This is a genomic window from Shinella sp. GW835-FHT14H05 (assembly GCF_058793575.1).
This window is the reverse complement of sequence record NZ_JBXAFY010000001.1, coordinates 1,299,399-1,323,879: the sequence shown is the minus strand read 5'-3', so window position 1 is coordinate 1,323,879 and position 24,481 is coordinate 1,299,399. Positions and strand designations below refer to the sequence as shown.

The 24,481-nt window shown below is 64.3% G+C and carries 28 protein-coding genes; 16 read left to right on the top strand and 12 right to left on the bottom strand.

All coding sequences use genetic code 11. The annotated features are described in order from the left end of the window. The first annotated feature begins 27 nt into the window (after nt 1–27). Both mobA and mobB read left to right on the top strand, forming a co-directional pair. Nucleotides 28–663 carry a molybdenum cofactor guanylyltransferase MobA gene (mobA, locus tag AC1Q6Z_RS06510; protein WP_492647107.1) on the top strand — a complete coding sequence of 212 codons (636 nt, stop codon included), beginning with the start codon at nt 28–30 and terminating at the stop codon, nt 661–663. Next, complete coding sequence (gene mobB, locus AC1Q6Z_RS06505; protein ID WP_492647106.1) at nt 660–1,184, top strand: molybdopterin-guanine dinucleotide biosynthesis protein B; 525 nt, start codon at nt 660–662, stop codon at nt 1,182–1,184. Before mobA ends, mobB begins: the two co-directional genes overlap by 4 nt. Before the next feature lie 12 nt (nt 1,185–1,196). On the opposite strand, the gene AC1Q6Z_RS06500 is transcribed toward mobB, so the two are convergent. From AC1Q6Z_RS06500 to AC1Q6Z_RS06490, 3 genes are all read right to left on the bottom strand, one after another. Then, on the bottom strand, nt 1,197–1,829 hold the full coding sequence (locus tag AC1Q6Z_RS06500; RefSeq protein ID WP_492647105.1) for a glutathione S-transferase family protein: 633 nt from the start codon (nt 1,827–1,829) through the stop codon (nt 1,197–1,199). 149 nt (nt 1,830–1,978) lie between these two features. Then, nucleotides 1,979–4,048: an OmpA family protein gene (locus AC1Q6Z_RS06495; protein ID WP_492647104.1), complete on the bottom strand. Its 2,070-nt coding sequence runs from the start codon at nt 4,046–4,048 to the stop codon at nt 1,979–1,981. A gap of 181 nt (nt 4,049–4,229) precedes the next feature. Beyond that, nucleotides 4,230–6,362: an OmpA family protein gene (locus AC1Q6Z_RS06490; RefSeq protein WP_492647103.1), complete on the bottom strand. Its 2,133-nt coding sequence runs from the start codon at nt 6,360–6,362 to the stop codon at nt 4,230–4,232. A 343-nt stretch (nt 6,363–6,705) separates the two neighbouring features. Between AC1Q6Z_RS06490 and AC1Q6Z_RS06485 the strand changes: the two genes are divergently transcribed. The 8 genes from AC1Q6Z_RS06485 (at nt 6,706) to AC1Q6Z_RS06450 (ending at nt 12,708) form a co-directional block, all read left to right on the top strand. Then, nucleotides 6,706–7,488, top strand: coding sequence for an ABC transporter substrate-binding protein (locus AC1Q6Z_RS06485; RefSeq protein ID WP_492647102.1), 783 nt, complete (start codon nt 6,706–6,708; stop codon nt 7,486–7,488). A 172-nt stretch (nt 7,489–7,660) separates the two neighbouring features. Beyond that, complete coding sequence (locus AC1Q6Z_RS06480) at nt 7,661–8,464, top strand: ABC transporter permease (protein ID WP_256115591.1); 804 nt, start codon at nt 7,661–7,663, stop codon at nt 8,462–8,464. Beyond that, on the top strand, nt 8,461–9,291 hold the full coding sequence (locus AC1Q6Z_RS06475) for an ABC transporter permease (protein ID WP_256115590.1): 831 nt from the start codon (nt 8,461–8,463) through the stop codon (nt 9,289–9,291). The genes AC1Q6Z_RS06480 and AC1Q6Z_RS06475 overlap by 4 nt, the downstream gene beginning before the upstream one ends. A gap of 144 nt (nt 9,292–9,435) precedes the next feature. Further along, nucleotides 9,436–9,702 carry an usg protein gene (locus AC1Q6Z_RS06470; RefSeq protein ID WP_256115589.1) on the top strand — a complete coding sequence of 89 codons (267 nt, stop codon included), beginning with the start codon at nt 9,436–9,438 and terminating at the stop codon, nt 9,700–9,702. Nucleotides 9,703–9,828: 126 nt separating this feature from the next. Continuing rightward, on the top strand, nt 9,829–10,494 hold the full coding sequence (locus AC1Q6Z_RS06465) for a TIGR02117 family protein (protein ID WP_492647101.1): 666 nt from the start codon (nt 9,829–9,831) through the stop codon (nt 10,492–10,494). A gap of 83 nt (nt 10,495–10,577) precedes the next feature. Continuing rightward, complete coding sequence (locus AC1Q6Z_RS06460; RefSeq protein ID WP_492647100.1) at nt 10,578–11,393, top strand: class I SAM-dependent methyltransferase; 816 nt, start codon at nt 10,578–10,580, stop codon at nt 11,391–11,393. 48 nt (nt 11,394–11,441) lie between these two features. Then, entirely contained in the window at nt 11,442–12,332 is an 891-nt protein-coding gene (locus AC1Q6Z_RS06455; RefSeq protein WP_492647261.1) for an NAD(P)-dependent oxidoreductase, read from the top strand. 1 nt (nt 12,333) lies between these two features. Further along, nucleotides 12,334–12,708 (top strand): UCP034077 family protein, encoded by a 375-nt coding sequence (locus AC1Q6Z_RS06450; RefSeq protein WP_492647099.1) that lies wholly within the window; start codon nt 12,334–12,336, stop codon nt 12,706–12,708. A gap of 5 nt (nt 12,709–12,713) precedes the next feature. On the opposite strand, the gene AC1Q6Z_RS06445 is transcribed toward AC1Q6Z_RS06450, so the two are convergent. The 3 genes from AC1Q6Z_RS06445 to AC1Q6Z_RS06435 form a co-directional block, all read right to left on the bottom strand. Next, nucleotides 12,714–13,202, bottom strand: coding sequence for an Lrp/AsnC family transcriptional regulator (locus tag AC1Q6Z_RS06445; RefSeq protein WP_256115585.1), 489 nt, complete (start codon nt 13,200–13,202; stop codon nt 12,714–12,716). A gap of 67 nt (nt 13,203–13,269) precedes the next feature. Further along, entirely contained in the window at nt 13,270–13,899 is a 630-nt protein-coding gene (locus AC1Q6Z_RS06440) for a uracil-DNA glycosylase family protein (protein WP_492647098.1), read from the bottom strand. A 12-nt stretch (nt 13,900–13,911) separates the two neighbouring features. Beyond that, the gene (locus tag AC1Q6Z_RS06435; protein ID WP_492647097.1) at nt 13,912–14,478 is read right to left on the bottom strand and encodes a thermonuclease family protein; all 567 of its coding nucleotides are present in this window, start codon (nt 14,476–14,478) and stop codon (nt 13,912–13,914) included. Nucleotides 14,479–14,647: 169 nt separating this feature from the next. Between AC1Q6Z_RS06435 and AC1Q6Z_RS06430 the strand changes: the two genes are divergently transcribed. After that, nucleotides 14,648–16,183, top strand: a complete 1,536-nt coding sequence (locus AC1Q6Z_RS06430; RefSeq protein ID WP_256115582.1) for a sensor histidine kinase — start codon at nt 14,648–14,650, stop codon at nt 16,181–16,183. A 2-nt stretch (nt 16,184–16,185) separates the two neighbouring features. Here AC1Q6Z_RS06430 and AC1Q6Z_RS06425 read toward each other — a convergent pair whose 3' ends face one another. After that, nucleotides 16,186–16,563: a diacylglycerol kinase gene (locus AC1Q6Z_RS06425; RefSeq protein ID WP_256115580.1), complete on the bottom strand. Its 378-nt coding sequence runs from the start codon at nt 16,561–16,563 to the stop codon at nt 16,186–16,188. 99 nt (nt 16,564–16,662) lie between these two features. Next, nucleotides 16,663–17,679: a nicotinate-nucleotide--dimethylbenzimidazole phosphoribosyltransferase gene (gene cobT / locus AC1Q6Z_RS06420; protein WP_435267073.1), complete on the bottom strand. Its 1,017-nt coding sequence runs from the start codon at nt 17,677–17,679 to the stop codon at nt 16,663–16,665. A 193-nt stretch (nt 17,680–17,872) separates the two neighbouring features. Here cobT and AC1Q6Z_RS06415 point away from each other — a divergent pair, with 193 nt between their 5' ends. Genes AC1Q6Z_RS06415 through AC1Q6Z_RS06400 form a run of 4 tightly spaced genes read left to right on the top strand, consistent with a single transcriptional unit; the run spans nt 17,873 to nt 20,110 of the window. Then, on the top strand, nt 17,873–18,655 hold the full coding sequence (locus AC1Q6Z_RS06415; protein WP_492647096.1) for an adenosylcobinamide-GDP ribazoletransferase: 783 nt from the start codon (nt 17,873–17,875) through the stop codon (nt 18,653–18,655). Between the two features lie 37 nt (nt 18,656–18,692). After that, on the top strand, nt 18,693–18,914 hold the full coding sequence (locus tag AC1Q6Z_RS06410; protein ID WP_256115577.1) for a DUF1289 domain-containing protein: 222 nt from the start codon (nt 18,693–18,695) through the stop codon (nt 18,912–18,914). Next, nucleotides 18,911–19,609, top strand: a complete 699-nt coding sequence (locus AC1Q6Z_RS06405) for a retropepsin-like aspartic protease family protein (protein ID WP_492647095.1) — start codon at nt 18,911–18,913, stop codon at nt 19,607–19,609. Before AC1Q6Z_RS06410 ends, AC1Q6Z_RS06405 begins: the two co-directional genes overlap by 4 nt. A gap of 21 nt (nt 19,610–19,630) precedes the next feature. Further along, nucleotides 19,631–20,110: an SRPBCC family protein gene (locus AC1Q6Z_RS06400; protein WP_492647094.1), complete on the top strand. Its 480-nt coding sequence runs from the start codon at nt 19,631–19,633 to the stop codon at nt 20,108–20,110. A gap of 32 nt (nt 20,111–20,142) precedes the next feature. Here AC1Q6Z_RS06400 and AC1Q6Z_RS06395 read toward each other — a convergent pair whose 3' ends face one another. From AC1Q6Z_RS06395 to AC1Q6Z_RS06385, 3 genes are read right to left on the bottom strand one after another with little or no spacing between them, the layout of a single operon-like run. After that, nucleotides 20,143–20,526, bottom strand: a complete 384-nt coding sequence (locus AC1Q6Z_RS06395) for an ACT domain-containing protein (RefSeq protein ID WP_492647093.1) — start codon at nt 20,524–20,526, stop codon at nt 20,143–20,145. Nucleotides 20,527–20,542: 16 nt separating this feature from the next. Continuing rightward, complete coding sequence (locus AC1Q6Z_RS06390; RefSeq protein WP_492647092.1) at nt 20,543–21,304, bottom strand: ABC transporter permease; 762 nt, start codon at nt 21,302–21,304, stop codon at nt 20,543–20,545. After that, a complete protein-coding gene (locus AC1Q6Z_RS06385) occupies nt 21,301–22,227 on the bottom strand; it encodes an ABC transporter ATP-binding protein (protein ID WP_439618531.1) in 927 nt (308 codons plus the stop codon). The genes AC1Q6Z_RS06390 and AC1Q6Z_RS06385 overlap by 4 nt, the downstream gene beginning before the upstream one ends. A gap of 611 nt (nt 22,228–22,838) precedes the next feature. On the opposite strand from AC1Q6Z_RS06385, the gene AC1Q6Z_RS06380 reads away from it, so the two are divergent. Further along, nucleotides 22,839–23,228, top strand: coding sequence for a VOC family protein (locus AC1Q6Z_RS06380; protein WP_492647091.1), 390 nt, complete (start codon nt 22,839–22,841; stop codon nt 23,226–23,228). Here AC1Q6Z_RS06380 and AC1Q6Z_RS06375 read toward each other — a convergent pair. Next, nucleotides 23,187–24,416, bottom strand: a complete 1,230-nt coding sequence (locus AC1Q6Z_RS06375; RefSeq protein WP_492647090.1) for an extensin-like domain-containing protein — start codon at nt 24,414–24,416, stop codon at nt 23,187–23,189. The two genes, AC1Q6Z_RS06380 and AC1Q6Z_RS06375, sit on opposite strands and share 42 nt — an antisense overlap. Nucleotides 24,417–24,481: the final 65 nt, after the last annotated feature.

The following is a 24,481-nucleotide window of genomic DNA, read 5'->3' as shown; positions in this document are numbered from 1 at the left end:
GGGAACCAACCTGCCGATGGGAGCGAGATGGCACCGGCACAAGCGATATTGGGCGTGATCCTCGCCGGCGGGCTTTCCTCCCGCATGGGGCAGGACAAGGCGCGCATCCGTCTCGGCGGCGCCGCCCTCATCGATCGCGCCGCCCGGCGGCTGCGCCCGCAGGTCTCCGCCGTCGCCGTCAATGCCAACGGTCCCGTGCTGTTCGAGCGCGGCGAGGAACTGCCAGTCTTCGCCGATCTCGACGCCGCCCGCGCCGGCCCGCTCGGCGGCGTATTGGCCGCCCTCGACTACGCGAAACGCCACCACCCGCAGGCAAGCCACGTCGCCACGGTGCCGACGGACAGTCCGTTCTTCCCGACCGATCTCGTCGCCCGCCTCGCCCGCGTCGTCGACACGCCGGAGCGCATGGCCGTCGCCCGCTCGGTCAGCGGCCTGCATCCCGTCTTCGCGCTGTGGCCGGTCACGCTCGCGACCGACCTCTCGGAATGGCTTGCCGGCGGCGGGGCGTTGCGCGTGCGCAGCTACCTCGAACGCCACCAGGCGCGCGACATCACCTTCCCGCTGATCGACACGCCGCGCGGCGAGTTCGACCCGTTCTTCAACATCAACACGCCGGACGATCTCGACGAGGCGGAAAACTGGCTCTGGGTGCTGGAGCGATGACGCGGCCAAAAATCTTCGGCATTGCCGGCTGGAAGAATTCCGGCAAGACCGGGCTCGCCGTGCGGCTGGTGACGGAACTCGTCGCCCGCGGCTACCTGGTCTCGACCATCAAACATGCCCACCACGATTTCGACATCGACAAGGTCGGCGCCGACAGCTACCGCCACCGCCAGGCCGGCGCACATGAGGTGACCATCGTCTCCGGCACGCGCTACGCCATCATGCATGAGCTGCGCGGCGCGCCGGAACCGACTTTCGAAGAAATCCTCGCCCGCCTCGCCCCGTGCGACCTCGTGCTGATCGAAGGCTACAAGCGCGAGCCGATCCCGAAGATCGAGGCCCGCCGGCTGGAGGCCGCAAACCGCGTCCCGCTTGCGCCGGAAGACCCGCATATCGCAGCCATCGCCGCCGATCACCCGGTCACCGACACCACGCTGCCCGTCTTCGATCTCGACGACACCAAAGCCATCGCCGATTTCGTCGTGGCAGTAACCGGCCTCGCAAAACCCTCAACTGCTTGACGCCACCAGCCGTCAGGCGGCGGACTGAACGTCCGCGAAGGCTTTGGCGATGCGCTGCGGCGCCTCGGGACGCGCATACATCCGCTCAAGATAGGCCTGGAGACCGGGACAGCCGTCCAGAAGCTCGCATTCATTGGCCCAGTCGAGCACATAGGCGGTGACGCAATCGGCGACGCTCATCCGGTCGCCGACGATGAACGTGCGTCCCTCCATGTGGCGCTCCAGCACCTTTGCCATGGCCGTGAACTCCTCGCGGGCGAGCGCGATATCGCCGGGCAGGCGCTTGTCCTCGTCGTATAACATCGTGTGCTTGGTGATGCGCCACACCGGCTGTTCCAGCTCGGTGACGGCGAACAGAGCCCAGCGATAGGCCTGCGCCCGCTCCTTCAGGTCGGCCGGCATCAGGCCCTTGGCGCCGTACTTCTCCGCCAGATAGAAGACGATCGCCGCGGATTCCGTCAGGACGAGATCGCCATCCACCAGGACCGGGATTTTCCCGGCCGGATTGAGGCGCAGGAAATCGGGCTGGTAGTTTTCGCCGGCCATGACGTTGACGGGCACGAATTCGAATTCCGCATCGAGCGTCTGCAGCGCCCACAGCGCGCGAAGCGAGCGCGTCGGGCCAAATCCATAGAGTTTCATCATCGCGGTTCTCCTCCAGCTTCTCACGATTTCCAAAGGACGCCGGAAGAATGCCCGAGCCGACAGCCGGCGCGAGAAAAACTTTCACGCACCAAATAAGAAGGCCGCGGAATTTCTCCCGCGGCCCTCGTCATCTCATCGTCTAACGCCGATTATTCGGCCATCGCCACAGGCTTCACCAGCGGCGTGACGCGGCGGATGGTGACGCGGCGGTTGAGCTGTTCCGAAGCATCGGTATCGATCTTCAGGAAGCGCTCGCCGTAGCCCTGCGTCGCCAGGTTTTCCGGCGCGATGTCGTAGACGTCGGTCAGGATGTTGGCGACGGCCTCGGCGCGTTCGTCCGAAAGCACGAGGTTCGATTCGTCTGAACCGACGGCATCCGTATGGCCCTCGATCAGGAAGGTCTCGCCCGGATCCTTGTCGAGGATCTCGTTCATCGCATCCGCGACCCGCTTCAGCGTCGAGGCCTGGTTCATGGAAATATCCGCCGACCCGGTCGCAAAGGTGATCGTATCGAGGTCGATACGGCGCACCTTGTCGCGGATACGGGCGGAATATTTTACCTCGTCGAGCGTGTAGACACGCTCGACCGGCTCCACCGGAGGCCGCTCGAGAAAGTCGCGATAGTCGGCCTCGTCTTCCGCCGACGTGTCGATGATATATTCATCGACCGGAATCGTCAGGCGCATCGGCGGCAGGCGTTCGCCAGGATCGACGAAGGTCGGCCGGCTGTCGCGGTCGATTTCCGGGGCGTAGTACATGACATATTCGCGGCCGCCGCCATCGATGCGCGAGCGCTGGATGATGTCGCCGTAGCGGTTGCGGATGGTGACGACGCGGTCGCCATTTGGCCGCACGATGACCTCACGGACGCGGCCGTTCGGCAGATCCTCGTAATAGGTCTCCGTGGCGCGACGCGACAGGCGCCGCCCGTCGTCTGAGCGCACAATGATGCCACCGTCGAAATTGATCACGGTGCGGTCATCGATCTCGCGCTCGACGCGCCAGCCGTCCCGCTCGTCGTAGCGGGGCCGGCGGTCACGGCGCTCGCCGCGCTCGCGGTCACCCGATTCGTAGCGAACCCGGTCGCGACCCTCCCAGCCGACCTGCGCATCCCGGTCGGACTCGGGAATGCGCACGACCTCACGCCGCTTTTCTCTGCGCTCCCGGCGCAGTTCCTCGCGCGAGCGGTCGCGGCGGTTGTCCCAGTCCTTGTCGCTGTCGAGCACGGCGGCACCGTCGGTGAACGGCAGCTCGATCGTGTCCGTCGTGCCGGACGGGTCGCGCGCGATGCGCTCGCGGTCCTTGTCGCGCTCGCGGCGCGGTCGGCCGGCCGTCTCGTCCGGACGCTTGCCTTCCCGCTCGGCCTCGCGCTGCTTTTCGCGGCGTTCCTGGCGCGCCTTCTGGTCGTCCTGCTTCTGGTTGGCTTCCGCCTCACGCTGTTTCTTGCGGCGTTCCTCGCGGGCACGCTGCTGGTCCGCATCCTGACGCTGCTGATCCGCCTCGGCATCACGCTGTTTCTGGCGCCGTTCTTCACGGGTCTTCTGCGTGTTTTCCTGCTTTTGGCGGTCCGCTTCGCGCTCACGCTGATCCTTGCGGTCCTCAGCGCGCCAGGTTCCCTGGTTTTGCTCCTGCTGCTGATCCGCTTCGGCTTCACGCTGCTTCTTGCGACGTTCCTGGCGGTTCTCCTGCTGCTGCTGGTCGGCTTCCGCTTCGCGCTGCTTCTTGCGGCGCTCCTGGCGGTTTTCCTGCTGCTGCTGGTCCGCCTCGGCTTCGCGCTGCTTCTTGCGGCGTTCCTGGCGATTGTCTTGCTGCTGCTGGTCCGCTTCCGCCTCACGCTGCTTCTTGCGGCGCTCCTGGCGATTGTCCTGCTGTTGCTGCTGGTCCGCCTCCGCCTCGCGCTGCTTCTTGCGGCGTTCCTGGCGGTTCTCCTGCTGCTGCTGGTCGCCTTCAGCTTCGCGCTGCTTCTTGCGGCGCTCCTGGCGATTATCCTGCTGCTGCTCGGCCTCGCGGTTGCGTTCGCGCGTGTTCTGGCCGCCGCCCTGCTCCTCGCGATTGCGCTTCTTGCGAATGATTTCTTCTTCTTCGCTCTGCACCGTCGTCACGTCGGATTTTTCGACTTGCGGCAGCACCGGCCGCACCATGGCCGCTTCGACCGGCTGCCAGACCAGCGAGAAGATGGGCAGGGCCACCGTCGCCAGAAGTGTTGTTCTCTTAGCCATTGGCGTTTCCTCGTTTGCCAGCGTTTGACGCACTTGCTTCAGGGTTTGGGGCGATTTTGTGTTTCAATGCAAGCCGCCACTGTTCAAAAAGACGCTAAATCATCGCAGATGAATCCACGCTGAATGCGACATGGCCGCCGGTAAAATACCAGCGGCCATATTAGAACGCTTGAAAGCGCGATCAGTTCGCCCGTGCCATCGGGCGCACCAGCGTCGTCACCCGGCGGATGGTGACGCGGCGGTTCTGCTGCTCGGCAATGCTGGTCTTCACCTTCAGGAACCGCTCGCCATAACCCTGCGTCTGGAGGTTTTCCGGCGGAATGCCATAGACGTCCGTCAGCAGGCTCGCGACCGATTCGGCGCGCTCGTCGGAAAGCACGAGGTTCGACTTGTCCGAACCCACCGCATCGGTGTGGCCCTCGATGAGGAAGGTCTCGCCCGGATCCTTGTCGAGCACCTTCTGCATGGCGTCGGCGACGCTGCGCAGCGTGCGGGCCTGGGACATCGGAACTTCCGCGCTCGCCGTGGCGAAGGTGATCGTGTCGAGGTCGATGCGGCGCACCTTGTCGCGCAGGCGGGCCGAATGCTTCACCTCGTCGATCGTGTAGACGCGCTCGACGCGCTCGACCGGCGGCTCGGACAGGAACTCGTAATAGTCACGGTCCGGGTTGCTCGACGTGTCGATGATGTAGTCGCTGACCGGAATGCGCAGGCGCATCGGCGGCAGCTCGTAGCCGACATCGACGAGGCCCGGACGCGGCGAATCGTCCTCAAGCTCCGGCGCATAGACGAGGATATATTCCCGCCCGTCCCGGCCGACGCGCGAGCGCTGGATGATATCGCCGTAACGATTGTAGATCGTCACGATCTGCACGCCGCCGGGGCGCACGATCGTTTCGCGCACGCGGCCACGGGCGAGGTTGTCGTAATAGACCTCTTCCGAATCGCGGCGCAGGCGCGGCCGGTCGTCGCCGCGCACGATCAGCTGGTCGCCGACCTCCAGCACCGTGCGGTTCTCGACGCGCTCGATGACGTTGACCTGCGTGACGCTGTTGTCGATCGTCGTGTTGTTGTTGATGACCGTATTGTTGATCACGGTGTTGTTGATGATGTTGGTCGTCTCCGGCACCTCGAAGTCCGGCGCGCGCTTGACGCGCCTGCCCTCTTCCCTGTTGCCGGCCTCGATCTTGCCCGAGACGGCCTCGCGCACCTCTTCGGAAATCGCCGTCTGCGCGGAATCGTCCGAATCGGGAACCGGAACCTCTTCTTCCTGGGCGCGCAGCTCTTCGCGCTGCTTGCGGCGCTGGTCGCGGCTCTTCTGGCCACCGGAATTATCGGCGTCCTTGTCGCTGTCGAGCACGGCCGCACCATTCTCGACGGGCAGCACGACGGTCTCGTCGGTCTGGCCCGGGTCCTTGGCGATTTCCTGCTTCTGCTCCTCGGTCTGAGTGTCGACCACCTCCGGCACAGGCTCGGTGGCGGGCGTTTCGCCAGTCTCGGCCGTTGCCGGCTGCTCCGTGCCGGTCTCGGCCGGGGTTTCCTCGCCGGCAACCGCGGGCTGTTCGCCCTCGCCGGTCATCGGCTGCTGCTCGCTTTCGCCGGTCGTGGTCGCCGGCTGCTCTTCGCCCGTCGTCGTTTCGGCAGCGCTGCCATCCGGCTGTTCCACCGGCTGCTCGGCCTGCTGGTCTTCAGCCGGCTTCTGCTCTTCCGCGGCCTTCTGTTCTTCCGCCTGGCGCTGCTCCTCAGCCGCACGCTGGGCCTCGTCCTCGGCAGCCTTCTGTTCGGAAGCGGCCTTCTCTGCGTCCTCGGCGGCTTTCTGCTCGTCGGCCTGGCGTTGCTGCTCTTCTGCGGCGGCACGCTGGGCTTCGTCTTCCGCAGCCTTCTGCTCGGAAGCCGCCTTCTCGGCCTCTTCGGCGGCCTGCTGTTGTTCCGCGGCCGCCCGCTGCGCTTCTTCTTCGGCAGCCTTCTGTTCGGCAGCGGCGCGCTCCGCCTCCTCGGCGGCCTTCTGCTCGTCCGCGGCGGCGCGCTGGGCTTCCTCTTCGGCAGCCTTCTGCTCGGCGGCGGCGCGCTCGGCCTCTTCGGCGGCCTTCTGTTCCTCGGCCTGGCCCTGCTGTTCTTCTTCCGCCGCGGGCTGGGTATCCTGCTGTTGCTGCAGCAGTTCTTCCTCGCTCGGCTGGCCCTGGCCCTGGTCGGTACTCTCCTGCGCAACCTCGAACGGCTTCATCAGCGCATCGGCGAGCGTCGGCGTGGCGATCAGCGCGCTCGACAGCACCGGCAGTGCCACGGTTGCGAATAGTCTGGAGCGGAAACTCATTTTTTCTGTCCTCACGGTGTCCCGTCTGTTGCATCGAGAGGGGCGCATCCGGCTCTTTCGGCCGGTGGGTGAACCCGTCATGGTCTTCCAAAGGCCTAGCCATCGGCGCCTTAACCCTGCCTGAACGGCTCCGGTTGACGCAGGAGATAGGTCGCGCCGCCGGCCCGGCCAGTGGAGGGGCCGTGAAATTGTCGGGGAAACCGGGCGGAAAGACGGCTGAAAACCAGTTGATTTTTTGGCGAAAATTGGTCGATTATCCGACCCAAGCGGGCAGCCCTGCCCGCTTCACATCAAGGCCCGGACAACAAGAAGAACCCGAGAGCCTATAATAGAGAGGATCAAAATGCGTATTTCCAAACGTTTCACGCTTGCAGCTTCGGCTGCGGTCATCGCCCTCTTCTCCTCCTCCGCGATGGCTGAAGGCGAGAAGATCGTGATCGGAACGGAAGGCGCCTACCCGCCCTTCAACAACCTCGAATCCGACGGCACGCTGACCGGCTTCGACATCGATATCGCCAAGGCGATGTGCGAGGAAATGAAGGCCGAATGCACCTTCGTGACGCAGGACTGGGACGGCATCATTCCGGCACTCATCGCCAAGAAGTTCGACGCGATCATCGCCTCCATGTCGATCACCGAAGAGCGCAAGCAGCAGGTCGACTTCTCCAAGAAGTACTACAACACGCCGCCGGCCATCGTCGTGCCGAAGGATAGCGAGATCACGGAAGCCACCCCGGAAGCGCTCGCCGGCAAACTGCTCGGCGCCCAGGGCTCGACGACCCATTCCAACTATGCCGAAGCGCATATGAAGGATTCCGAGGTCAAGCTCTACCCGACGGCCGACGAGTACAAGCTCGACATCGCCAACGGCCGCATCGACGCCGTGATCGACGACGTGGTGGTGCTCTCCGAATGGCTGAAGTCCGAGGATGGCGCCTGCTGCAAGCTGCTCGGTACCCTGCCGATCGACCCGGTCATCAACGGGGAAGGCGCAGGCGTGGCCGTCCGCAAGGGCGATACCGCGCTTGCCGACAAGTTCACGGCTGCGGTTGCGGCGATCCGCGCCAACGGCAAGTACCAGGAAATCAACGCCAAGTACTTCCCCTTCGACGTCTACGGCGACTGATCGCGGCACGTACTGCTTCATGCGGGTTTTTTCTGACCCCATCAGCAGAATGCACGGGCGGGAGGGCTTGCTCTCCCGCCCCTTTTGTTTGAAAAGTTACAGATAAATAAAAGACGGGCGCATAAGGCGCCTTAACAAGAAGCGCGAAGCGCGCATCGGGGGTTCTTCTGGCATGAGCGGGTTTTTCGCCGCCATCGTCGAGGCGGTATCCGCATTTCTCGGGATCATCGATCCCCTCTGCGGACCGATCGGCATCTTCAATCTATTCGCGGGCAACACGCTCTTGGCATGCGGCGACGCCGGCTGGGGCGACGAGATCGCGCTGGGCTTCCTGGTCACGGCCAGCCTCGCCATCGCGACCCTGCCCGTCGGCCTGTTCTTCGGCTTCTTCATCGCGCTGGCCAAACAGTCGGAAGAACGCTCGCTGCGGCTGTCGGCCAACATCTACACCACGCTCTTCCGCGGCCTGCCGGAGCTTCTGACGCTCTTCATCGTCTATTACGGCCTGCAGATCCTCGTGCAGAACCTCATGGCCGCGGTTGGCTATGACGGTGCCGTGGAAATCAACGCCTTCTTTGCCGGCATGATCGCGCTCGGCGTGGTCTTCTCCGCCTATTGTTCGGAAGTGCTGCTGTCGGCCTTCAAGGCGATCCCGCGCGGCCAGTACGAGGCGGGTTATGCGCTCGGCTTGCACAAGGGCCGCACGATGCGCCTCATCGTCCTGCCGCAGTTGATCCGCGTGGCCCTTCCCGGCCTCGGCAATCTCTGGATGGCGCTCCTGAAGGACACTGCGCTGGTCTCCGTCATCGGCCTGCCGGACATCCTGCGCCAGACGAGTGTGGCCGCACGCGTCACCAAGGAAGCCTTCGAGTTCTACGCCATCGCCTGCCTGCTTTTCCTGGTGCTCGCCTTCCTCTCCTCGCTGGTCTTCTCCTCGATCGAAAGCTGGGCCAAACGGTCGGAGGCCGCACGATGAGCTACGTCACCACCCTCATCCCCCCGCAGGCCCCACCGCCGGCGCCGCCGAAAACCTTCACCGCCGGCCGCTTCTTCGGCAACATCTTCATGGGCGTCTGGCTGGCGCTGACTGTCGGCATCTTCCTGATGATCGTCGGCGGCTGGGACCCGGAAAAATTCACCAAATACGGCCCGAGCTACCTCTCCGGCCTCGGCGTCACGCTGCTGCTCGTGGCGCTTTCGGTGGTGCTCGGCGGCCTCATCTCGCTGCCGCTCGCCTTCGCGCGCATGTCGAAGAACCCGGTCTTCTCGTGGATCGCCTACGGCTACGTCTATTTCTTCCGCGGCACGCCGCTGCTCACCCAGCTCTTCCTCGTCTATTACGGCCTCGGCAGTTTTTCCGCCGAGTTGAAATCGCTCGGCCTCTGGTGGTTCTTCCGCGATGCCTGGAACTGCGCCCTGCTCACCTTCACGCTCAACACCGCCGCCTACCAGGCCGAAATCCTGCGCGGCGCCATCGAGAGCGTGGCGCGTGGGCAGCATGAGGGCGCCGCCGCCCTCGGCCTGCCCAAGAAGGTCGCCTTCTTCAAGGTGATCCTGCCGCAGGCGCTGATCGTCGCGCTACGTCCCTATGGCAACGAGATCATCCTGATGATCAAGGGCTCGGCCATCGTCGCCATCGTCACGGTCTTCGACCTGATGGGCGAGACACGCCGCGCCTTCTCGCGCACCTTCGATTACCAGGCCTATCTCTGGGCAGCACTTATGTATCTCCTGATCGTGGAGCTGCTGCGCAATCTCTGGGCCTGGCTGGAACTGCGCCTGACGCGCCACCTGAAACGGTGAGACCCTTGGCAGCACTCGCAGGCGAGAGCTGCCAAGACCCTGTTTTCAAAGAAAAATTCTCACTATCCATCAAAAATCAATATTTCATTAACCCTGTAAGCGCTCAATCATAGGGACCATCATTCACCATGCAATGAGGTCCCTATGACGAACGACATGGCAATGCAGCTCAAGGGCTATGGCATGACCACGGCCCAGATCCTCTACCGCATGCCGGATCACCAGCAGTTCCTGCAGACCTATATATGGCAGCACTACGATCTCGCCCCGGATTTCCCGGAGATGAAGCGTTTTCTGAAATTCTGGCAGGAGAAGCTGGACGGCCCGCTGCATTCGGTGCGCTACGTCCACCGCCGGCTGATCTCGGCGTCCGAATGGCGCGCGCTGAAGGGTGAGTTCATCATTCACTGACGAAACGGTGAAAATCCCGGCGGGCTGTCGACAGACCGTGTATGAGTGCCGGATCGCCGCTGACGATTGTGGCCCGAATGGCCACTGCCGCCAGCATTGAATATCCCGGCAGGCACCTTCGAGACAATGCGAAAGACCGCACGGTACACCCTGTTCGTCGTCCTGGTGATCGCCGTCGCGGTTACGATCGGCACGCTGTTTCCACGACCGATCTGGCATGACGGCGAAACCGCAAGGACGCGCGATATTCTCGTCCTGTCCAATCCCATCCACACGGATATCGCCATACCGCTCGATGACAACACGCGCGCCACTTTCGCCTTCCTTGCAGAATCCGGAATGCCGCTCGCACATCCCGACGCACGATGGATCATCTTCGGTTGGGGTGGTCGCGCCTTTTATCTCGAAACACCGACCTGGTCGGATCTGAAACCGATCCCTGTGTTGAAGGCATTCACCGTCGACAGCGCGGTCATGCATGTGGACGTCGCCGGAGACATCACACCCAACGGCTCTTCCATCACCCGTTTCCAGATTGGAGATGACGGCTTCAAACGGCTGGTCGGCTTCGCGTCGGACAGCTTCGCGACCGACCCCAATGGTGATCGGCGGCATATCCAGAATGCAGGATACGGAACAAACGACCGCTTCTTCGAGGCCAAGGGCTATTTCAACGCGCTGGTCGGCTGCAACACCTGGACGGCACAGGCGCTCCGCGCAGCGGGATTGCGAACGGGTCTATGGAACCCGGTTCCAAGGACGCTGCTACTGTCTCTCGACCTCTATAACTGAAAGCTGATGCCTTCTCTAACGGGAGATCTACCCACGGCAGCGGCATTGCCAAAGTCCCGCCCGGCCCTTATGAGAGACCCGCCATGACCAAGATCGACGAAGACGCGCTCGCGGACGCCTACAACCGCGCCCTTTCGCTGGAAAAATCCGGCGATTTCGATGCTGCCGCCAAGGCCTATGCCGAAGTGCTGGCGCTCGACCCCGAGGACCATGGCGGCGCCGCCGTGCGGCTTGCCTCGATGGGCCTCGGCGAGACGCCGGAAAAGGCGCCCGACGCCTATGTCACCACCCTCTTCGACCAGCATGCCGAAGTGTTCGACAATGTGCTGGTCGAGCAGCTCGGCTATTGCGTGCCGCTGCTCGTGCGCCAGCGGTTCCAGGCGCTCGGCCTCGGCCCGTTCAAGCGCGTGCTCGACCTCGGCTGCGGCACCGGCTTGACCGGCGGGGCGCTGCGCGACATGGCGGAAGACATCACCGGCGTCGACCTTTCGGAGAACATGGTGGAGATCGCGCATGACAAGGAGCTCTACGAAACGCTCTACGTCGCCGAAGCGATCGATTTTCTCGAAGACAACGACGACGAGCCCTTCGATCTCATCACCGCGACCGACGTGCTGCCCTATCTCGGCGCGCTCGAACCGCTGTTCTTCGGCGTCGGCGAAAATCTCGTTGCCGGCGGCCATTTCATCTTCTCCTCCGAGACGCTGCCGGAAGAGACATTTGCCGGCCGCCCCTTCATGGTCGGCCCGCACCAGCGGTTTGCCCATGGCGCCGGCTATGTCCGCCAGCGCCTCGACGAAACCGGCTTCGACCTCGTCGAGATGACTGACATCACCGTGCGCATGGAGGAAGGCGAGCCCATCCCCGGCCATCTGGTGCTTGCAAAGTATCGCGGCTGACGAAACACTTTCGCTGAAATCAATGATCCGCTACACCTCCTGCCAAAGATTGCAGGAGGTTACGGCATGGCAAAGGTTGCATTCATCGGTCTCGGCGTCATGGGCTATCCCATGGCGGGCCACCTGAAGGTCAAGGGTGGGCATGAGGTGGCGGTCTACAACCGCACCTTTGCCAAGGCGGAAAAATGGGCAGCCGAGTTCAGCGGCAAGGCCTTCGCGACGCCGGCCGAGGCTGCAAAGGATGCCGATTTCGTCTTCACCTGCGTCGGCAATGACGACGACCTGCGTTCCGTCACGACGGCCAAGGACGGTGTGCTCGACGGCATGAAACCCGGCGCCATCCTCATCGACAACACCACCGCCTCGGCCGAGGTCGCCCGTGAACTCGACGCCGCCACCCGGGCCAAGGGTTTTGGCTTCATCGATGCCCCCGTTTCCGGCGGCCAGGCCGGCGCGGAAAACGGCGTGCTCACCGTCATGTGCGGCGGCGAGGAAGCAACCTTCGAAAAGGCGAAACCGGTCATCGACGCCTATGCCCGCATGGTCGGCCTGATGGGCCCGGCCGGCGCCGGCCAGCTTGCCAAGATGGTCAACCAGATCTGCGTTGCCGGCGTCGTACAGGGCCTTGCCGAAGGCATCCATTTCGGCAAGCAGGCCGGGCTCGACATGGAGAAGGTCATCAAGGTCATCTCCAAGGGTGCTGCCGGCTCCTGGCAGATGGACAACCGCCACAAGACGATGATCGCCGGCAAATATGATTTCGGCTTCGCCATCGACTGGATGCGCAAGGACCTCGGCATCGTCCTGTCCGAAGCCCGCCTCAACGGCGCCAAGCTCCCCGTCAGCGCCCTCATCGACCAGTTCTACGGCGACGTGCAGGACATGGGCGGCAACCGCTGGGACACGTCCTCCCTGCTCGCCCGACTGGAGAAGAAATAACATGGTGCGCCATCGCGCCATGATCGCCGTCGCGGCCCTGGCGGGCCTCGCAGCACCAGCACGGGCGGACGACAGCGCCGCGCTGGCGCTCGCCACCGCGCTGCACCAGAAGATCGCGCAATGCTGGAACGTCCCGGCGGACCTGCCCGCCCATGTCGAAGCGGTCCGGGTGGCTTTTACACTGACGGAAGCCGGCGAGCTCGACGGCTCGCCCAAGGTCGACGGCCCCGTCGCCGGCGACCCAGCGACGAAGACCTTCGTGGCGAGCGCCGTCCGCGCGGTCGTGCGCTGCGCGCCTTTCACGGGCCTCGAAAAGCTCGCGCCCTACGACACCTGGAAATCGGTGTCGGTGACCTTCAGGCGGCCGGAGATGTAGGCGCCTTACTCTTCGCCGCTCTTCTGGTTGTCCACCATCATATAGTCGAGCGGCAGTTCGGTCGTGTACTTGATCTGCTCCATCGCGAAGGCGGAGGAGACGTCGCGAATCTCGATGCGGGCGATCATGCGCTTGTAGAAGGCGTCGTAGGCGCCGATATCCGGCACGACGACGCGCAGCAGGTAATCCACCTCGCCGCTCATGCGATAAAACTCGACGACCTCGGGGAACTCGACGATCACCTCGGAAAAGCGCTTCAGCCATTCCGTCGAGTGCGAGTTGGTGCGGATCGAGACGAAGACCGTGACCTTGGTGTTGATCTTGATCGGATCGAGCAGCGCGACGCGCTTGCGGATCACGCCGTCCTCTTCCATCTTCTGGATGCGCCGCCAGCACGGCGTGGTCGACAGACCCACCTTCTTGGCGAGGTCCGCCACTGCCAGCGTGGAATCTTCCTGCAAAAGGCGCAGGATCTTGCGGTCCAGACGATCCATCGATTTCCCCTAACGAAATTTAATTCCCTCCTATACCGTGATAGCGGCAAAATGAAAGAAATGCATTTCATTCCGTAAGAGTTTTCACCCGCTTTCGCAACTCCGGAAGAACCTCTTGCTCAAACCACGGATTGCGCTTCAGCCAGCCGGTGTTGCGCCAGCTCGGATGCGGCAGCGGCAGCACCGCCGGTCCCTCGTTGCGCCCGAGATGCCGCCGCCAATCGCGCACCGTCTCGGTCATGCTCGCGGCCTTCGCCGCCCCCAGGTGCCAGGCTTGCGCATATTGGCCGATCGCCAGCACCAGCTCGACCTGCGGCATGGCGCCGATCACCCGGGCGCGCCAGAGCGGCGCGCATTCGCGCCGCGGCGGCAGGTCGCTGCCATGCGCGTCGTAGCCGGGAAAACAGAAGCCCATCGGCACGATGGCGAATTTTGCCGGATCATAGAATTCCTCGCGCGTCACGCCGAACCAGGTGCGCAGCCGGTCGCCCGAGGCATCGTTGAACGGCAGGCCGCTGCCATGCACCCGCAGCCCCGGCGCCTGGCCGGCGATCAGGATGCGCGCGGTGCTGGAGATGACCGCGACCGGCCGCGGCTCGTGCGGCAAGCGATGGGCCGGCCCCTTCGCCGGCGCGTCGCGACAGAGCCGACAGGCCGCAATCGCGGCGCGAAGTTCTGCCAATCCCGCATCATCCATCGCGTCGTCCGTTCAAAGCAGTCCCAATGCGCCCAGAATGCTGCCGAGCACGCCGGGTTCCGCAGCGTGCACGTCTTCCTGCGGCCGCCCGTTCGTGCGGCGCCATTGCTGCGGCATGTCGAACTCAGAGCCCCAGAGCCCCTTGCGCTCGGCCTTGGCGAACTGCTCCTCGTCCTCGTAGCCGCCATAGGCGACCGCCAGACCTTCCCGCACCATGCGCTCGCCGAGATCGCCCTCCAGCGTCTCGCAGCGCGCGAGCCAGCGGTTGTACTTGTCGGTCCCCTCGGTGCGGCAGGTAATGGCACCGCCGCGCAACAGCTCGGCAAGCCGCGAGCGCGCGGCAACGCCGCAGCGCCAGTCGGCGCCGTCGCGCTTGCAGACCTGCGTCAGCTCCGGCGTATCGATGCCGACGAGACGGATGCGGTGGCCATCGAGCGTCAGCGTGTCGCCGTCCGCCGCCCGCGCGGCCCCGGTGATCGTCTCCCCGGTTTCGCCGCTCACGCGCGCCACCACGAGCACCGTCAGCGCCAGGATCGCCATCGCCACGCCGACATCACGCGCGCGCCTCGTAAGTCCCATGCAACCCCGTTCCTGTCCTAGAGTCCTGACGTTTCGTCATATGGCGGCGCGAGGCCCAATTCACGTTACGGAAAATGCCGGAATGGTTCGCAAATGGTTTATGCGCGGCAGCATCTTCTTAAGGATTCGACCCTAGAATTCAACGCTGTCCGTAACAGTTGCAAGTGTGATGAGTACCGGCGTCAGTACCTCGACCGACAAGATCATCGTCGACAAGTCGCGCAGCCACCGAAACAAGGCTGTCTCGCGGGCTGTCCGCACGACTCGCGAGCGGTTGCAGACGGCGACGGGGCTGGCGCCCGGCTTCGAGCGCGAGATGCTGCAACTCCACATCGCCTCCGCCGCACAGAGCGCGCTCGCCGTGCCTGTCGTCGTGGTGCTGATCGCGGCCGGCGGCATCTATCTTACGCAGGAAATCGGCCTGATCGCGTGGGCGATCCTGGCGCTCAGCGTGCATGCGCTCGGCATGATCGTGGCGCGCCGCGCCCGCAAGCAGGAAATCACCGCCGACAATACGCGCCGCTGGCAGCAGATCTTCCTCATCGCGCAGGTCTTCATGGGCCTCACCTGGGCGGCCTTCGCATTGCAGACCTGCGGCCAGTGCTCCGGCGTCACCTTCGATTTCTACAAGGGCTCCTCCCTGCTCGTGGCGCTCGCCGTCACCGCCATCAGCACGCTGATGCTGCGCCACGCCGTACTCTACGCCTTCCTGCCGACGGTCGGCGCGCTTTCGATTTCCGCTTTGCTGCGCCCGGATCCCGCAACGGTCGGGATGGCCGCGATCATCGCGGCCGCCATGATGTTCCTCGTCTTCATGACGCATCGCCTGCGCCACACGAGCGCGCAGCTCCTCTCCTCGCAATCGGAAAAGGACGACCTGATCGCCGAGCTGGAAGTGGCGAAATCCATGTCCGACGAGGCCCGCCGCCGGGCGGAGGAAGCCAACCTCGCGAAGTCCCGCTTCCTCGCCTCCATGTCGCACGAGCTGCGCACGCCGCTCAACGCCATCCTCGGCTTCTCCGAGGTCATGTCGACGGAGGTGCTCGGGCCGCTCAACAACCCGGTCTACAAGGAATACACGTCCGACATCCACCGCTCCGGCCAGCATCTCCTCAACCTCATCAACGAGATCCTCGACCTGTCGCGCATCGAGGCCGGGAAATACGACCTGTCGGAGGATTCGGTGCACCTCGTCGACATCGCCGAGGATTGCATCGGCATGGTCCAGCTCCGTGCCCGTGCCAAGAACATCACCATTGCCGAGCAGGTCGAGGGCGACATGCCGGCGGTCTGGGCGGACGAAAAGGCGCTGCGCCAGGTCATCCTGAACCTTCTCTCCAATGCGGTGAAATTCACCCCCCAGGGCGGCGAGATCCTCGTCAAGGCCGGCTGGACGGCCGGCGGCGGGCAGTACGTCTCGATCAAGGACAACGGCCCCGGCATTCCGGAAGAGGAAATCCCGGTCGTACTCTCGGCCTTCGGCCAGGGCTCCATCGCCATCAAGAGCGCCGAACAGGGCACCGGTCTCGGCCTGCCGATCGTCCAGGCCATCCTTGCCAAGCACAATGGCGAGTTCATCCTGAAATCAAAGCTGCGCGAGGGCACCGAGGCGATCGCCATCCTGCCGGCAAAGCGCGTGCTCCAGAGCCTGCCCGCCGTCACCGAGACGCAGGCCGTCGCCCCGCGCAAGAAGAGCTTTGCCTGAGTTCAGATGAACTTGGAGGCGACGACGTAGCCGGCGTAAACCGCATTCGAGATGATCAGGCAGAAGACGGCGAAGGAGCCGAGGTCCTTCGAATGTTTGCCCATCTCGGAAATTTCCGGCGAGACCCGGTCAACGATCTCCTCGATGGCCGTGTTGAGCGCCTCGAAGGCGACCATCAGCAGGAAAAGGATCGCCATGGCGACATATTGGAAGAACGAGGCGCCGACCACGGTGAAGAGCACCATGGCGACGCCGAAGGCGATCAGCTCGTGCCGGAAGGCGGATTCGCTGAGCAGGCGCCGCGCACCGTCGGCGGAATAGGTCGCCGCCGCGATGAGATGGCTGAAGCCCGTCTTTTTCTTGATTGGTGCCTGACCCATTCCAACATCCTGATTCTGCCGCGCCCATAAAGCATGCCCGTATGACGGGAATGCCCTGGGTCTCATTCATACCATTTGGGGCTTTTTGCCGACCGCGCTCTAGGTGCGGTTGCTGACACCCGCCTGAACGAAGGTCGCCATGCCGGAATGGCAGGCGGCTGCCGCCTTGACGATGCCGGCGGCAAGCGCCGCGCCGGTGCCCTCGCCCAGCCGCATGCCGAGCGCCAGGAGCGGCGTCTTGCCGAGCTTCTCGATAGACTTCAGGTGGCCGGGCTCGGCCGAGACATGGCCGATCAGGCAATGGTCGAGCGCCGAAGGATTGGCGGCACGCAGGATGGCGCCGGCGGCGGTCGCGACATAGCCATCGAGGATGACCGGGATCTTCTGCATGCGGGCGGCCAGGATGGCGCCAGCCATCGCGGCGATCTCGCGCCCGCCGAGGCGGCGCAGCACTTCGAGCGGATCGGACAGATGCGCACGATGCAGGTCGACGGCCTTCTTCACGGCCGCAACCTTGCGCTTCAGCACCTCGCCTTCCGAGCCCGTGCCGGGGCCAACCCATTCTTCCGCCGTGCCGCCGTAGAGCGCGAGGTTGATCGCGGCTGCGATCGTGGTGTTGCCGATGCCCATCTCGCCGATGCAGATCAGGTCCGTGCCGCCGGCAACCGCTTCCATGCCGAAGGCCATGGTAGCCGCGCAGTCGCGCTCGGAAAGCGCCGCCTCTTCCGTGATGTCGGCGGTCGGGTAATCCAGCGCGAGGTCGAAAACCTTCAGGCCGAGGTCGTAGGCGACGCAGATCTGGTTGATCGCCGCACCGCCGGCCGCAAAGTTCTCCACCATCTGCGCCGTCACCGAGGACGGATAAGGCGTGATGCCCTGCTTTGTGACGCCGTGATTGCCGGCGAAGATCGCGACGAGCGGGCGCGTCACGGCCGGCGGACGGCCGGTCCAGGCGGCGAGCCAGAAGGCGATTTCCTCCATGCGGCCGAGCGCGCCCGGCGGCTTGGTGAGCTGCTTGTCGCGTTCGCGCGCAGCCACGAGCGCTGCCGAATCGGGACCGGGCAGATTGCGCAGCAAATCACGAAAATCATCGAACGGCAGGCCGCTGGCACTCATCTTGGGGAATTCCTTGCTTTGGGCTTTCGAAGGCGGGGTTGTTGGCGTCTGGAGCAATCAATTTTACGCAGTTCCGGCGCGCAAAACCGCTGCGCACTTTTGCTGGAACTGCTCTAATAGAGGCAGGGCGCGAATCCGACAACCGCATTTGCAGCGGCTTGCCTCGCCCTTTTGCCGGGAGGGGCTCTTCGACGTGGATATCCGGGATTTCATTGACGACACGGCTCGCTCGGTCGCCTTCCTGTCGCGCGTGCCAGTGCCGCAGCGCCATTTTGCCGGCCATGACGGGCGGCTGTCGCGCGCGGTGCGTGCCTTCCCCCTCGCCGGCCTGCTGGTCGTGCTGCCCTCCGCTGCACTCGCAGCCGTTCTGTCGGCAATCGACGCCCCGCCCCTCCTCCTCGCCTTCGCCACGCTGGCGCTCCAGGTGCTCGTCACCGGCGCGCTGCACGAGGACGGGCTTTCCGACAGCGCCGACGGCATCGGCGGCGGGCGGGATCGGGAAAGCGCGCTTGCCATCATGAAGGACAGCCGCGTCGGCTCCTACGGCGCCGTCGCCCTCGTGCTCTCCTTCGGGCTGCGCGCCGCGGCGATCGCGGCCCTTGCCGCCGTGCTCACGCCCTCCGGCCTCGGCATGGTGCTGCTTGCCGTGGCCGCCGCCAGCCGCACCGCCATGGTCTGGCACTGGTCGCTCCTGCCGCCCGCCCGGCGCGACGGCGTCGCCGCGTCGGTCGGCGAGCCGGACAAGGGTGCGACGACGATGGCGCTCGTCAGCGGCATCCTGCTCGCCGCCCTGCTGCTCCTGCCGCATGGCACCGTGCTCTCGCTCGCCCTCACCCTCGCCGCCGCCGCGGCGGCCGTTCTCGTCTTCAACCGCATCGCGATGCGCAAGATCGGCGGGCATACGGGCGACACGATCGGCGCAACCGAGCAGCTCGCGGAAATGTCAGTGCTCTTCGCTCTTGCCCTCACGCTCTGACCCACCGATATAGGAGGGGCAAACACCCGGAGACGCGATGGAATCGCCCTGCATTCTCGTCTGTTCGATCGATATGGTGACCGGCTACTGTTTCGGCTGCGGCCGCACGCGTGACGAGATCGGCGCCTGGACGCTCTATAGCGCGGAGGAGAGGCGCGCCATCATGGCGGCGCTGCCGGCGCGGCTTGCCACCGTCGAACGCAAACCCCGGCGCGAGACGCGCCGCACCCGCATGGCCAGGGAGCGCGGCGACGCATGAGGTTCTATTTTCTTCTCGCCATCCTCGCCGTCGGCCTTGCCTTCCTGATTCTCAACCATGACAGCGGCCGCACGATGGGCATGGACAACAACGATTTCGGCCGCCTCGTGACACTGTCGGCCATCGCTACGATGATGGCGGCGGGCATCCTGGCCGGCCGGCGGCAGATCGGCGAAAGCGTGCGCCAGGCTGGCATCTGGCTGCTGATCATCCTCATGCTCGTTGCCGGCTATCTTTACCGCTTCGACCTGCAGGACTTCGGCAACCGCCTGACCGCCGGCCTCATCCCCGGCCGCGCCATTTTGACGACGAGCGCCAGCGGCGAACAGATCATGGTGATCCACAAGGGCGTCTCCGGCCATTTCGAGGCCGACGTGTCGATCGATGGTACGCCGCTGCGCATGATGGTCGATACAGGCGCAAGCTCGGTCGTGCTGTCCTACGAGGACGCCATGCGCCTCGGCATCAATCCGGACAACCTGGTCTTCTCGATCGACGTCTCCACCGCCAACGGCCGCGCGCTTGCCGCCCCCGTGACGCTGCGCGAAGTCGCGATCGGCCCGATCCTGCGCGGCACCATCCGCGGCATGGTCACCGAACAGGGCCGCCTCGACCAGAGCCTGCTCGGCATGAGCTTCCTGGAAACGCTCGGCTCGATCGAGATCGCGCGCGACGAATTGCGGCTGAAGGACTAAACGGCAAGAAAAGGAGACGGCATGAGCCCCAAGCCAACCGGCCACGTTCGTGGCAATGACCTGATCCTCACGCGCACGTTCCGCGCGCCCGTCGATGACGTCTGGAGGAGCGTGACGAAGTCCGAGAGCACCGCACTCTGGTTCGGCAGTTGGGAAGGAGATGCCGGCCCGGGCAAGATCGTGCGGCTGCAACTTCTCCATGAGAAGGGCCAGCCTTGGACGAACCTGATGATCGAAGAATGCGACGCGCCCAACCGGCTGGTCGTCACGATGAAGGATGAGTTCGGCGATTGGCGCATCGAGCTGACATTGACGCAGACGGACGACATGACCGAGCTGCATTTTGTACAACGCCTCAGCGACAGGAAACTCGCGGGCGACGTAGGGCCGGGCTGGGAATACTATCTCGACATGCTGGTGGCCTCGCGCGAAGGCAAGGCACTGCCGTCATTCGACGATTATTACCCGTCGCAGAAGGCATATTACCTGGAAGGCATGTGACAATCGGCACGAGCGTTTGATCACAACGGCCCTTAAAGCAGCGTGTGGCCGGCCGCCGTCAGCAGGTCGCGCGCCTTGGCGAGATCGGCAGACTTCACCAGGAGATGATCCCCGTCGAAGGTGGAGACCAGGAAAATCCCGATCTCGTTCTTGGAAAGCGGCGCGATCACGGAGAGCACGATCCCGGTCTCATCGAAGGCGAACGGTCCCACGAGTTTGAAGCAGGACCAGTCGCCGTCCTGGCGCACATCATGCGGCACGCGCTCCTCGCGGCAGACGATGGAAAGCTCGTCATCCGTCCGGCTGATGCTGACGAAGCCGGGGCCATCCGCCCAGCCCGGAATGGCATCGGACGCGCCAAGCCGTGCCACGCAATAGGCGCCGTCCAGGCCCTTGAGTTTTACGCGTGCAGCCATGGCAGCAGGACCCTTCTCAGTTCTTCAGCTTGTAGCCCGTCTTGAAGATCCAAGCCGTGATCCCCAGGCAGCCGACCAGGAAGCCCAGCACCGTGACGAGGCTGACGACCGGGTTGACGTCGGCGATCTCGTAAAAGCTCCATCGGAAGCCGGAGACGAGGTAGAGGACCGGGTTGAAGTGGCTGACCGTCTGCCAGAAGGGCGGCAGCATGTCGATCGAGTAGAAGCTGCCGCCGAGGAAGACGAGCGGCGGCACGATCAGCATCGGGAACAGGTTCAACTGCTCGAAATCCTTCGCCCAGATACCGATCATGAAGCCGAACAGGCTGAAGCTGACGGCGGTGAGCACGAAGAACAGGATCATCATCAAGGGGTGCTTGATGGAAATGTCGACAAAGAGCGAGGCGGTGATGAGGATGATCGTACCGACGATCAGCCCCTTGGTCGCCGCCGCCCCGACATAGCCGATGACGATCTCGATCATCGAGACGGGTGCGGAGAGGATTTCGTAGATCGTGCCGGTGAATTTCGGGAAATAGATGCCGAAGGAGCCGTTACCGATACACTGGTTCAAGAGCGTCAGCATGATGAGGCCGGGCGCGATGAAGGCGCCGTAGGGCACGCCCTCCACCGCCTGCATGCGCGAGCCGATCGCAGCACCGAAGACGATGAAATAGAGCGAGGTGGTGATGACGGGCGAAACGACGCTTTGCAGCAGCGTGCGGCGCGTGCGCGCCATCTCGAAGGCATAGATGGATTTGATCGCCTCGAAGTTCATTTTCCCTCTCCAACCAGTTCCACGAAAATGTCTTCCAGCGAACTCTGCTCGGTGGAGATGTCCTTGACCCGAAGGCCGGCCTGCGACAGCGCGGAGAGCAGCGAGGAAATGCCCGTGCGCTCGCCGGATGTGTTGAATTCATAGGTAAGGCGCGTGCCCGCCTCGCCGAGCGTCAGCCCGAAGGGCGAAAGCGTATCGGGAATGGCACCGACAGGCTCGCCGAGCTCCACGGTCAACTGCTTGCGCCCGAGCTTTGCCATCAGCGCCTTCTTGTCCTCGACCAGCAGGATTTCCCCATGGTTGATGACGCCGATGCGGTCGGCGATCTCTTCGGCCTCCTCGATATAGTGCGTCGTGAGAATGATCGTGACGCCGGCCGCGCGCAGCTTTTCCACGAGCAGCCACATGTCCTTGCGGAGATTCACGTCGACGCCCGCCGTCGGCTCGTCGAGGAACAGCACTTTCGGCTCGTAAGACAGCGCCTTGGCGATCAGCACGCGCCGCCGCATGCCGCCTGAGAGGTGGCGCAGCATCGTGTCCTTCTTGTCGAACAGCGAGAGGTCGCGCAGGATGCGCTCGATCAGCGCCGGGTCCGGCGCGCAGCCATGCAGGCCGCGCGAGAAGGCGACGGTGTTCCACACCGTCTCGAAGGCGTCGAGCGTCAGCTCCTGCGGCACCAGGCCGATGATCGAGCGGGTCTGGCGGTAGTCGCGCAGGATATCGTGGCCGGCGACGGTGACGGTGCCGCCGCTCGGCGTGACGATGCCGCAGATGATCGAGATCATCGTCGTCTTGCCGGCGCCGTTCGGCCCGAGCAGCGCGAGGATCTCGCCCTCCTCGATATCGAGATCGACGCCTTTCAGCGCCTTGAAGCCCGATGCGTAGCTCTTGGTGAGATTGCGAATGGAAACGATGGGCGCCATGAGATGGTCCGGAATGGAGGAAATTCATGCGGAAGGACACCCTATATGGCGTGTCCCTTGCCAAGTTTCACCTGTGCAGCGCAAAAAATTCGCTCAGCCATCGATGCTGACGAGGAAGCGTGGCAGAGAGCGCCAACGCGAACAGGACAGGACCGGCAATGGGCGGCATGGCAGGCTCCGAGGGAGACCACCGTGGGGCGGCAGCAGGCGAAAATTTCGCTTGGGACGGGTGCCCGACTGTCATCAAACCGTGACCCATTTCAACCATCGTCTGCGCGAGGCCGACGGGGACGATCCTGCACCCCGCTCACCCCAACGTCCCCACTGCCCCTGGCAGCGGCCTTGCTCCCGGACCCTGAGGGAGCCCCATCGGCGGTCCCCATCCGCCCGCTTCCCCCGCGGAAGCCCCGCATGCATCCTCGCCGACGCACCGGCGCGGGTGTTGGAATGTGACGTTCCAGGCAGACGCCTCCAAGCGTGCTGCCGCCCCTTTTCGACCGGCGCCCCGCCGGTCTTTTTTTGTCCGCTCGTCATCACGAGGCGTTCTTCGGGAACTTGTCCGCGCCGCACCCATTTCGTCCCGCAAGACAACCACGTCGGGAGAAGAGACGATGACATTGCGCAAGGTCTATGCCCATCTGAGCTGTTCGGATCTCGACCAGAGCATCCGCTGGTTCTCCACCATCTTCAACCGCGGACCGGATGCGCGTCCGATGGAGGGGCTCGCCGAGTGGCACCATCAAGAGACGGCCGGTTTCCAGCTTTTCCAGAATGCCAAGGATGCCGGTCACGGCACCCTCACCCTGATCGTGGGCGAGCTGGAGGCAGAGCGGGATCGGCTGGACGGCGCCGGCCTATCACCGGGCGACGTGGAGGCCGCCAGCTACGTCAAGCTGATCCGCCTCAAGGACCCCGATGGAAATCTCGTCGTGCTTGCGCAGGAAACCGCACAACCAGAATCAGAGGCTGCAATGCCGGTAGCCGGATTTGCGGGCCCGTAGGTCGAAGTGGAAATGGTCCTTGTGGTAGCGGTCGCTGCCCGGGCCGAGCACGGTGGAGAAGTATTTGCAGCTATCGCTGCGCACCGATTTCAGCAGACCCTTTTCGCGGAAGGCGAAGAAGCCCTTCTTCTCGATGGCGATCGCCTTGCCGTTCTTCAGCACGATCTTGCCAACGTCGATCGCGTTGCCCTTGGAATGTTCCGACATGGCCGCACCGCGCTGCGAGTTCATCGTGCGGCAGGAATAGGAAGACATCTGGTGGATGGCCGCGACGCCCGAGAGGTAGCGCGTGCGCGACGACGGAACGAGCTCCTGCTTCACCCAGCGCGCAAAGGCCTCGGTGATCTGGCAATTGACGTTCGCCGCCGGCTTGATCTGGATACCGCCGGAAAGTCCCGACAGCTCGACCGGCCACGCGATGCCGCAGGAACGCCCCTTGGAAATCCGCGGCACGTCACGAAACTTCACGCCGAGTTTCTGCAGCCGCTGCCGGCAGGCCTTTTCCGAGGCCGGCATGCCGCCCATGGTTTCCGGTATCTGCATCGGATTGTTCAGCCGCGGCAGGAAGGCGACCTGCTGCTCCTCCTCGACCGCCGGCATGCGGCGCGTCGAGCCCTTGGCCGGAACGCGCACATAATCGCCGCTCTCGGCCGGCGTGCCGAGCTCCATGCCCGCCTCCGACATCGGTAGCGTCTCCGGCTCGCCGAGCTGCTGCGGCGTGTCCGTGCCGATGCCGTCGACGACCACCTGCGTGGCATTGCCCTCGGCGATCTCGTTGGCCTGCGCTTCCGCCAGCCCCTCGACGCGCTGGACGCCGAGCCCCTCGTCCATGTTGACGCCGCCTTCGGGAACCGTCAGCACGCCAGAGGAGGCCTGCACGGGCTCGTTGATGCCCATCGCCTCGTCGCTGTCGATCATCGGCAGGCGCTTCTTCTCGGCGACCGGTTCCGGCAAGGCCGTGTCGGCGGCGCCAAAATCGTCGGACGGATAGGAAGAGACGTCGTTGCCGGTATCGCCCATTTCCCGGGCCGGGCGGCGGTTGCCATTGTCCGCCGGCATGATCGCGCTGACGCCGGCACCGTCGATATCGTCGGGCGGGGTCAGGCCGCCCGAACAGGCGGCAAGCATGGCCGGGATGAGGAGCAGGCCAAGTGGTCTGCGAAGACGAGCTACAAACGCAATACCCATTGTCACTTCCGCCTGGCAGCCGCCTCGCCCTATCGCGAAGTCCCGGTTGCGCACACCTTTGTCCG

Coding starts and splice junctions, on each gene's coding strand:
- mobA (WP_492647107.1), top strand. CDS start 28: ATGGCACCGGCACAAGCGATATTGGGCGTGATCCTCGCCGGCGGGCTT.
- mobB (WP_492647106.1), top strand. CDS start 660: ATGACGCGGCCAAAAATCTTCGGCATTGCCGGCTGGAAGAATTCCGGC.
- AC1Q6Z_RS06500 (WP_492647105.1), bottom strand. CDS start 1,829: ATGATGAAACTCTATGGATTTGGCCCGACGCGCTCGCTTCGCGCGCTG.
- AC1Q6Z_RS06495 (WP_492647104.1), bottom strand. CDS start 4,048: ATGGCTAAGAGAACAACACTTCTGGCGACGGTGGCCCTGCCCATCTTC.
- AC1Q6Z_RS06490 (WP_492647103.1), bottom strand. CDS start 6,362: ATGAGTTTCCGCTCCAGACTATTCGCAACCGTGGCACTGCCGGTGCTG.
- AC1Q6Z_RS06485 (WP_492647102.1), top strand. CDS start 6,706: ATGCGTATTTCCAAACGTTTCACGCTTGCAGCTTCGGCTGCGGTCATC.
- AC1Q6Z_RS06480 (WP_256115591.1), top strand. CDS start 7,661: ATGAGCGGGTTTTTCGCCGCCATCGTCGAGGCGGTATCCGCATTTCTC.
- AC1Q6Z_RS06475 (WP_256115590.1), top strand. CDS start 8,461: ATGAGCTACGTCACCACCCTCATCCCCCCGCAGGCCCCACCGCCGGCG.
- AC1Q6Z_RS06470 (WP_256115589.1), top strand. CDS start 9,436: ATGACGAACGACATGGCAATGCAGCTCAAGGGCTATGGCATGACCACG.
- AC1Q6Z_RS06465 (WP_492647101.1), top strand. CDS start 9,829: ATGCGAAAGACCGCACGGTACACCCTGTTCGTCGTCCTGGTGATCGCC.
- AC1Q6Z_RS06460 (WP_492647100.1), top strand. CDS start 10,578: ATGACCAAGATCGACGAAGACGCGCTCGCGGACGCCTACAACCGCGCC.
- AC1Q6Z_RS06450 (WP_492647099.1), top strand. CDS start 12,334: ATGGTGCGCCATCGCGCCATGATCGCCGTCGCGGCCCTGGCGGGCCTC.
- AC1Q6Z_RS06445 (WP_256115585.1), bottom strand. CDS start 13,202: ATGGATCGTCTGGACCGCAAGATCCTGCGCCTTTTGCAGGAAGATTCC.
- AC1Q6Z_RS06440 (WP_492647098.1), bottom strand. CDS start 13,899: ATGGATGATGCGGGATTGGCAGAACTTCGCGCCGCGATTGCGGCCTGT.
- AC1Q6Z_RS06435 (WP_492647097.1), bottom strand. CDS start 14,478: ATGGGACTTACGAGGCGCGCGCGTGATGTCGGCGTGGCGATGGCGATC.
- AC1Q6Z_RS06430 (WP_256115582.1), top strand. CDS start 14,648: ATGAGTACCGGCGTCAGTACCTCGACCGACAAGATCATCGTCGACAAG.
- AC1Q6Z_RS06425 (WP_256115580.1), bottom strand. CDS start 16,563: ATGGGTCAGGCACCAATCAAGAAAAAGACGGGCTTCAGCCATCTCATC.
- cobT (WP_435267073.1), bottom strand. CDS start 17,679: ATGAGTGCCAGCGGCCTGCCGTTCGATGATTTTCGTGATTTGCTGCGC.
- AC1Q6Z_RS06410 (WP_256115577.1), top strand. CDS start 18,693: ATGGAATCGCCCTGCATTCTCGTCTGTTCGATCGATATGGTGACCGGC.
- AC1Q6Z_RS06405 (WP_492647095.1), top strand. CDS start 18,911: ATGAGGTTCTATTTTCTTCTCGCCATCCTCGCCGTCGGCCTTGCCTTC.
- AC1Q6Z_RS06400 (WP_492647094.1), top strand. CDS start 19,631: ATGAGCCCCAAGCCAACCGGCCACGTTCGTGGCAATGACCTGATCCTC.
- AC1Q6Z_RS06395 (WP_492647093.1), bottom strand. CDS start 20,526: ATGGCTGCACGCGTAAAACTCAAGGGCCTGGACGGCGCCTATTGCGTG.
- AC1Q6Z_RS06390 (WP_492647092.1), bottom strand. CDS start 21,304: ATGAACTTCGAGGCGATCAAATCCATCTATGCCTTCGAGATGGCGCGC.
- AC1Q6Z_RS06385 (WP_439618531.1), bottom strand. CDS start 22,227: ATGGCGCCCATCGTTTCCATTCGCAATCTCACCAAGAGCTACGCATCG.
- AC1Q6Z_RS06380 (WP_492647091.1), top strand. CDS start 22,839: ATGACATTGCGCAAGGTCTATGCCCATCTGAGCTGTTCGGATCTCGAC.
- AC1Q6Z_RS06375 (WP_492647090.1), bottom strand. CDS start 24,416: ATGGGTATTGCGTTTGTAGCTCGTCTTCGCAGACCACTTGGCCTGCTC.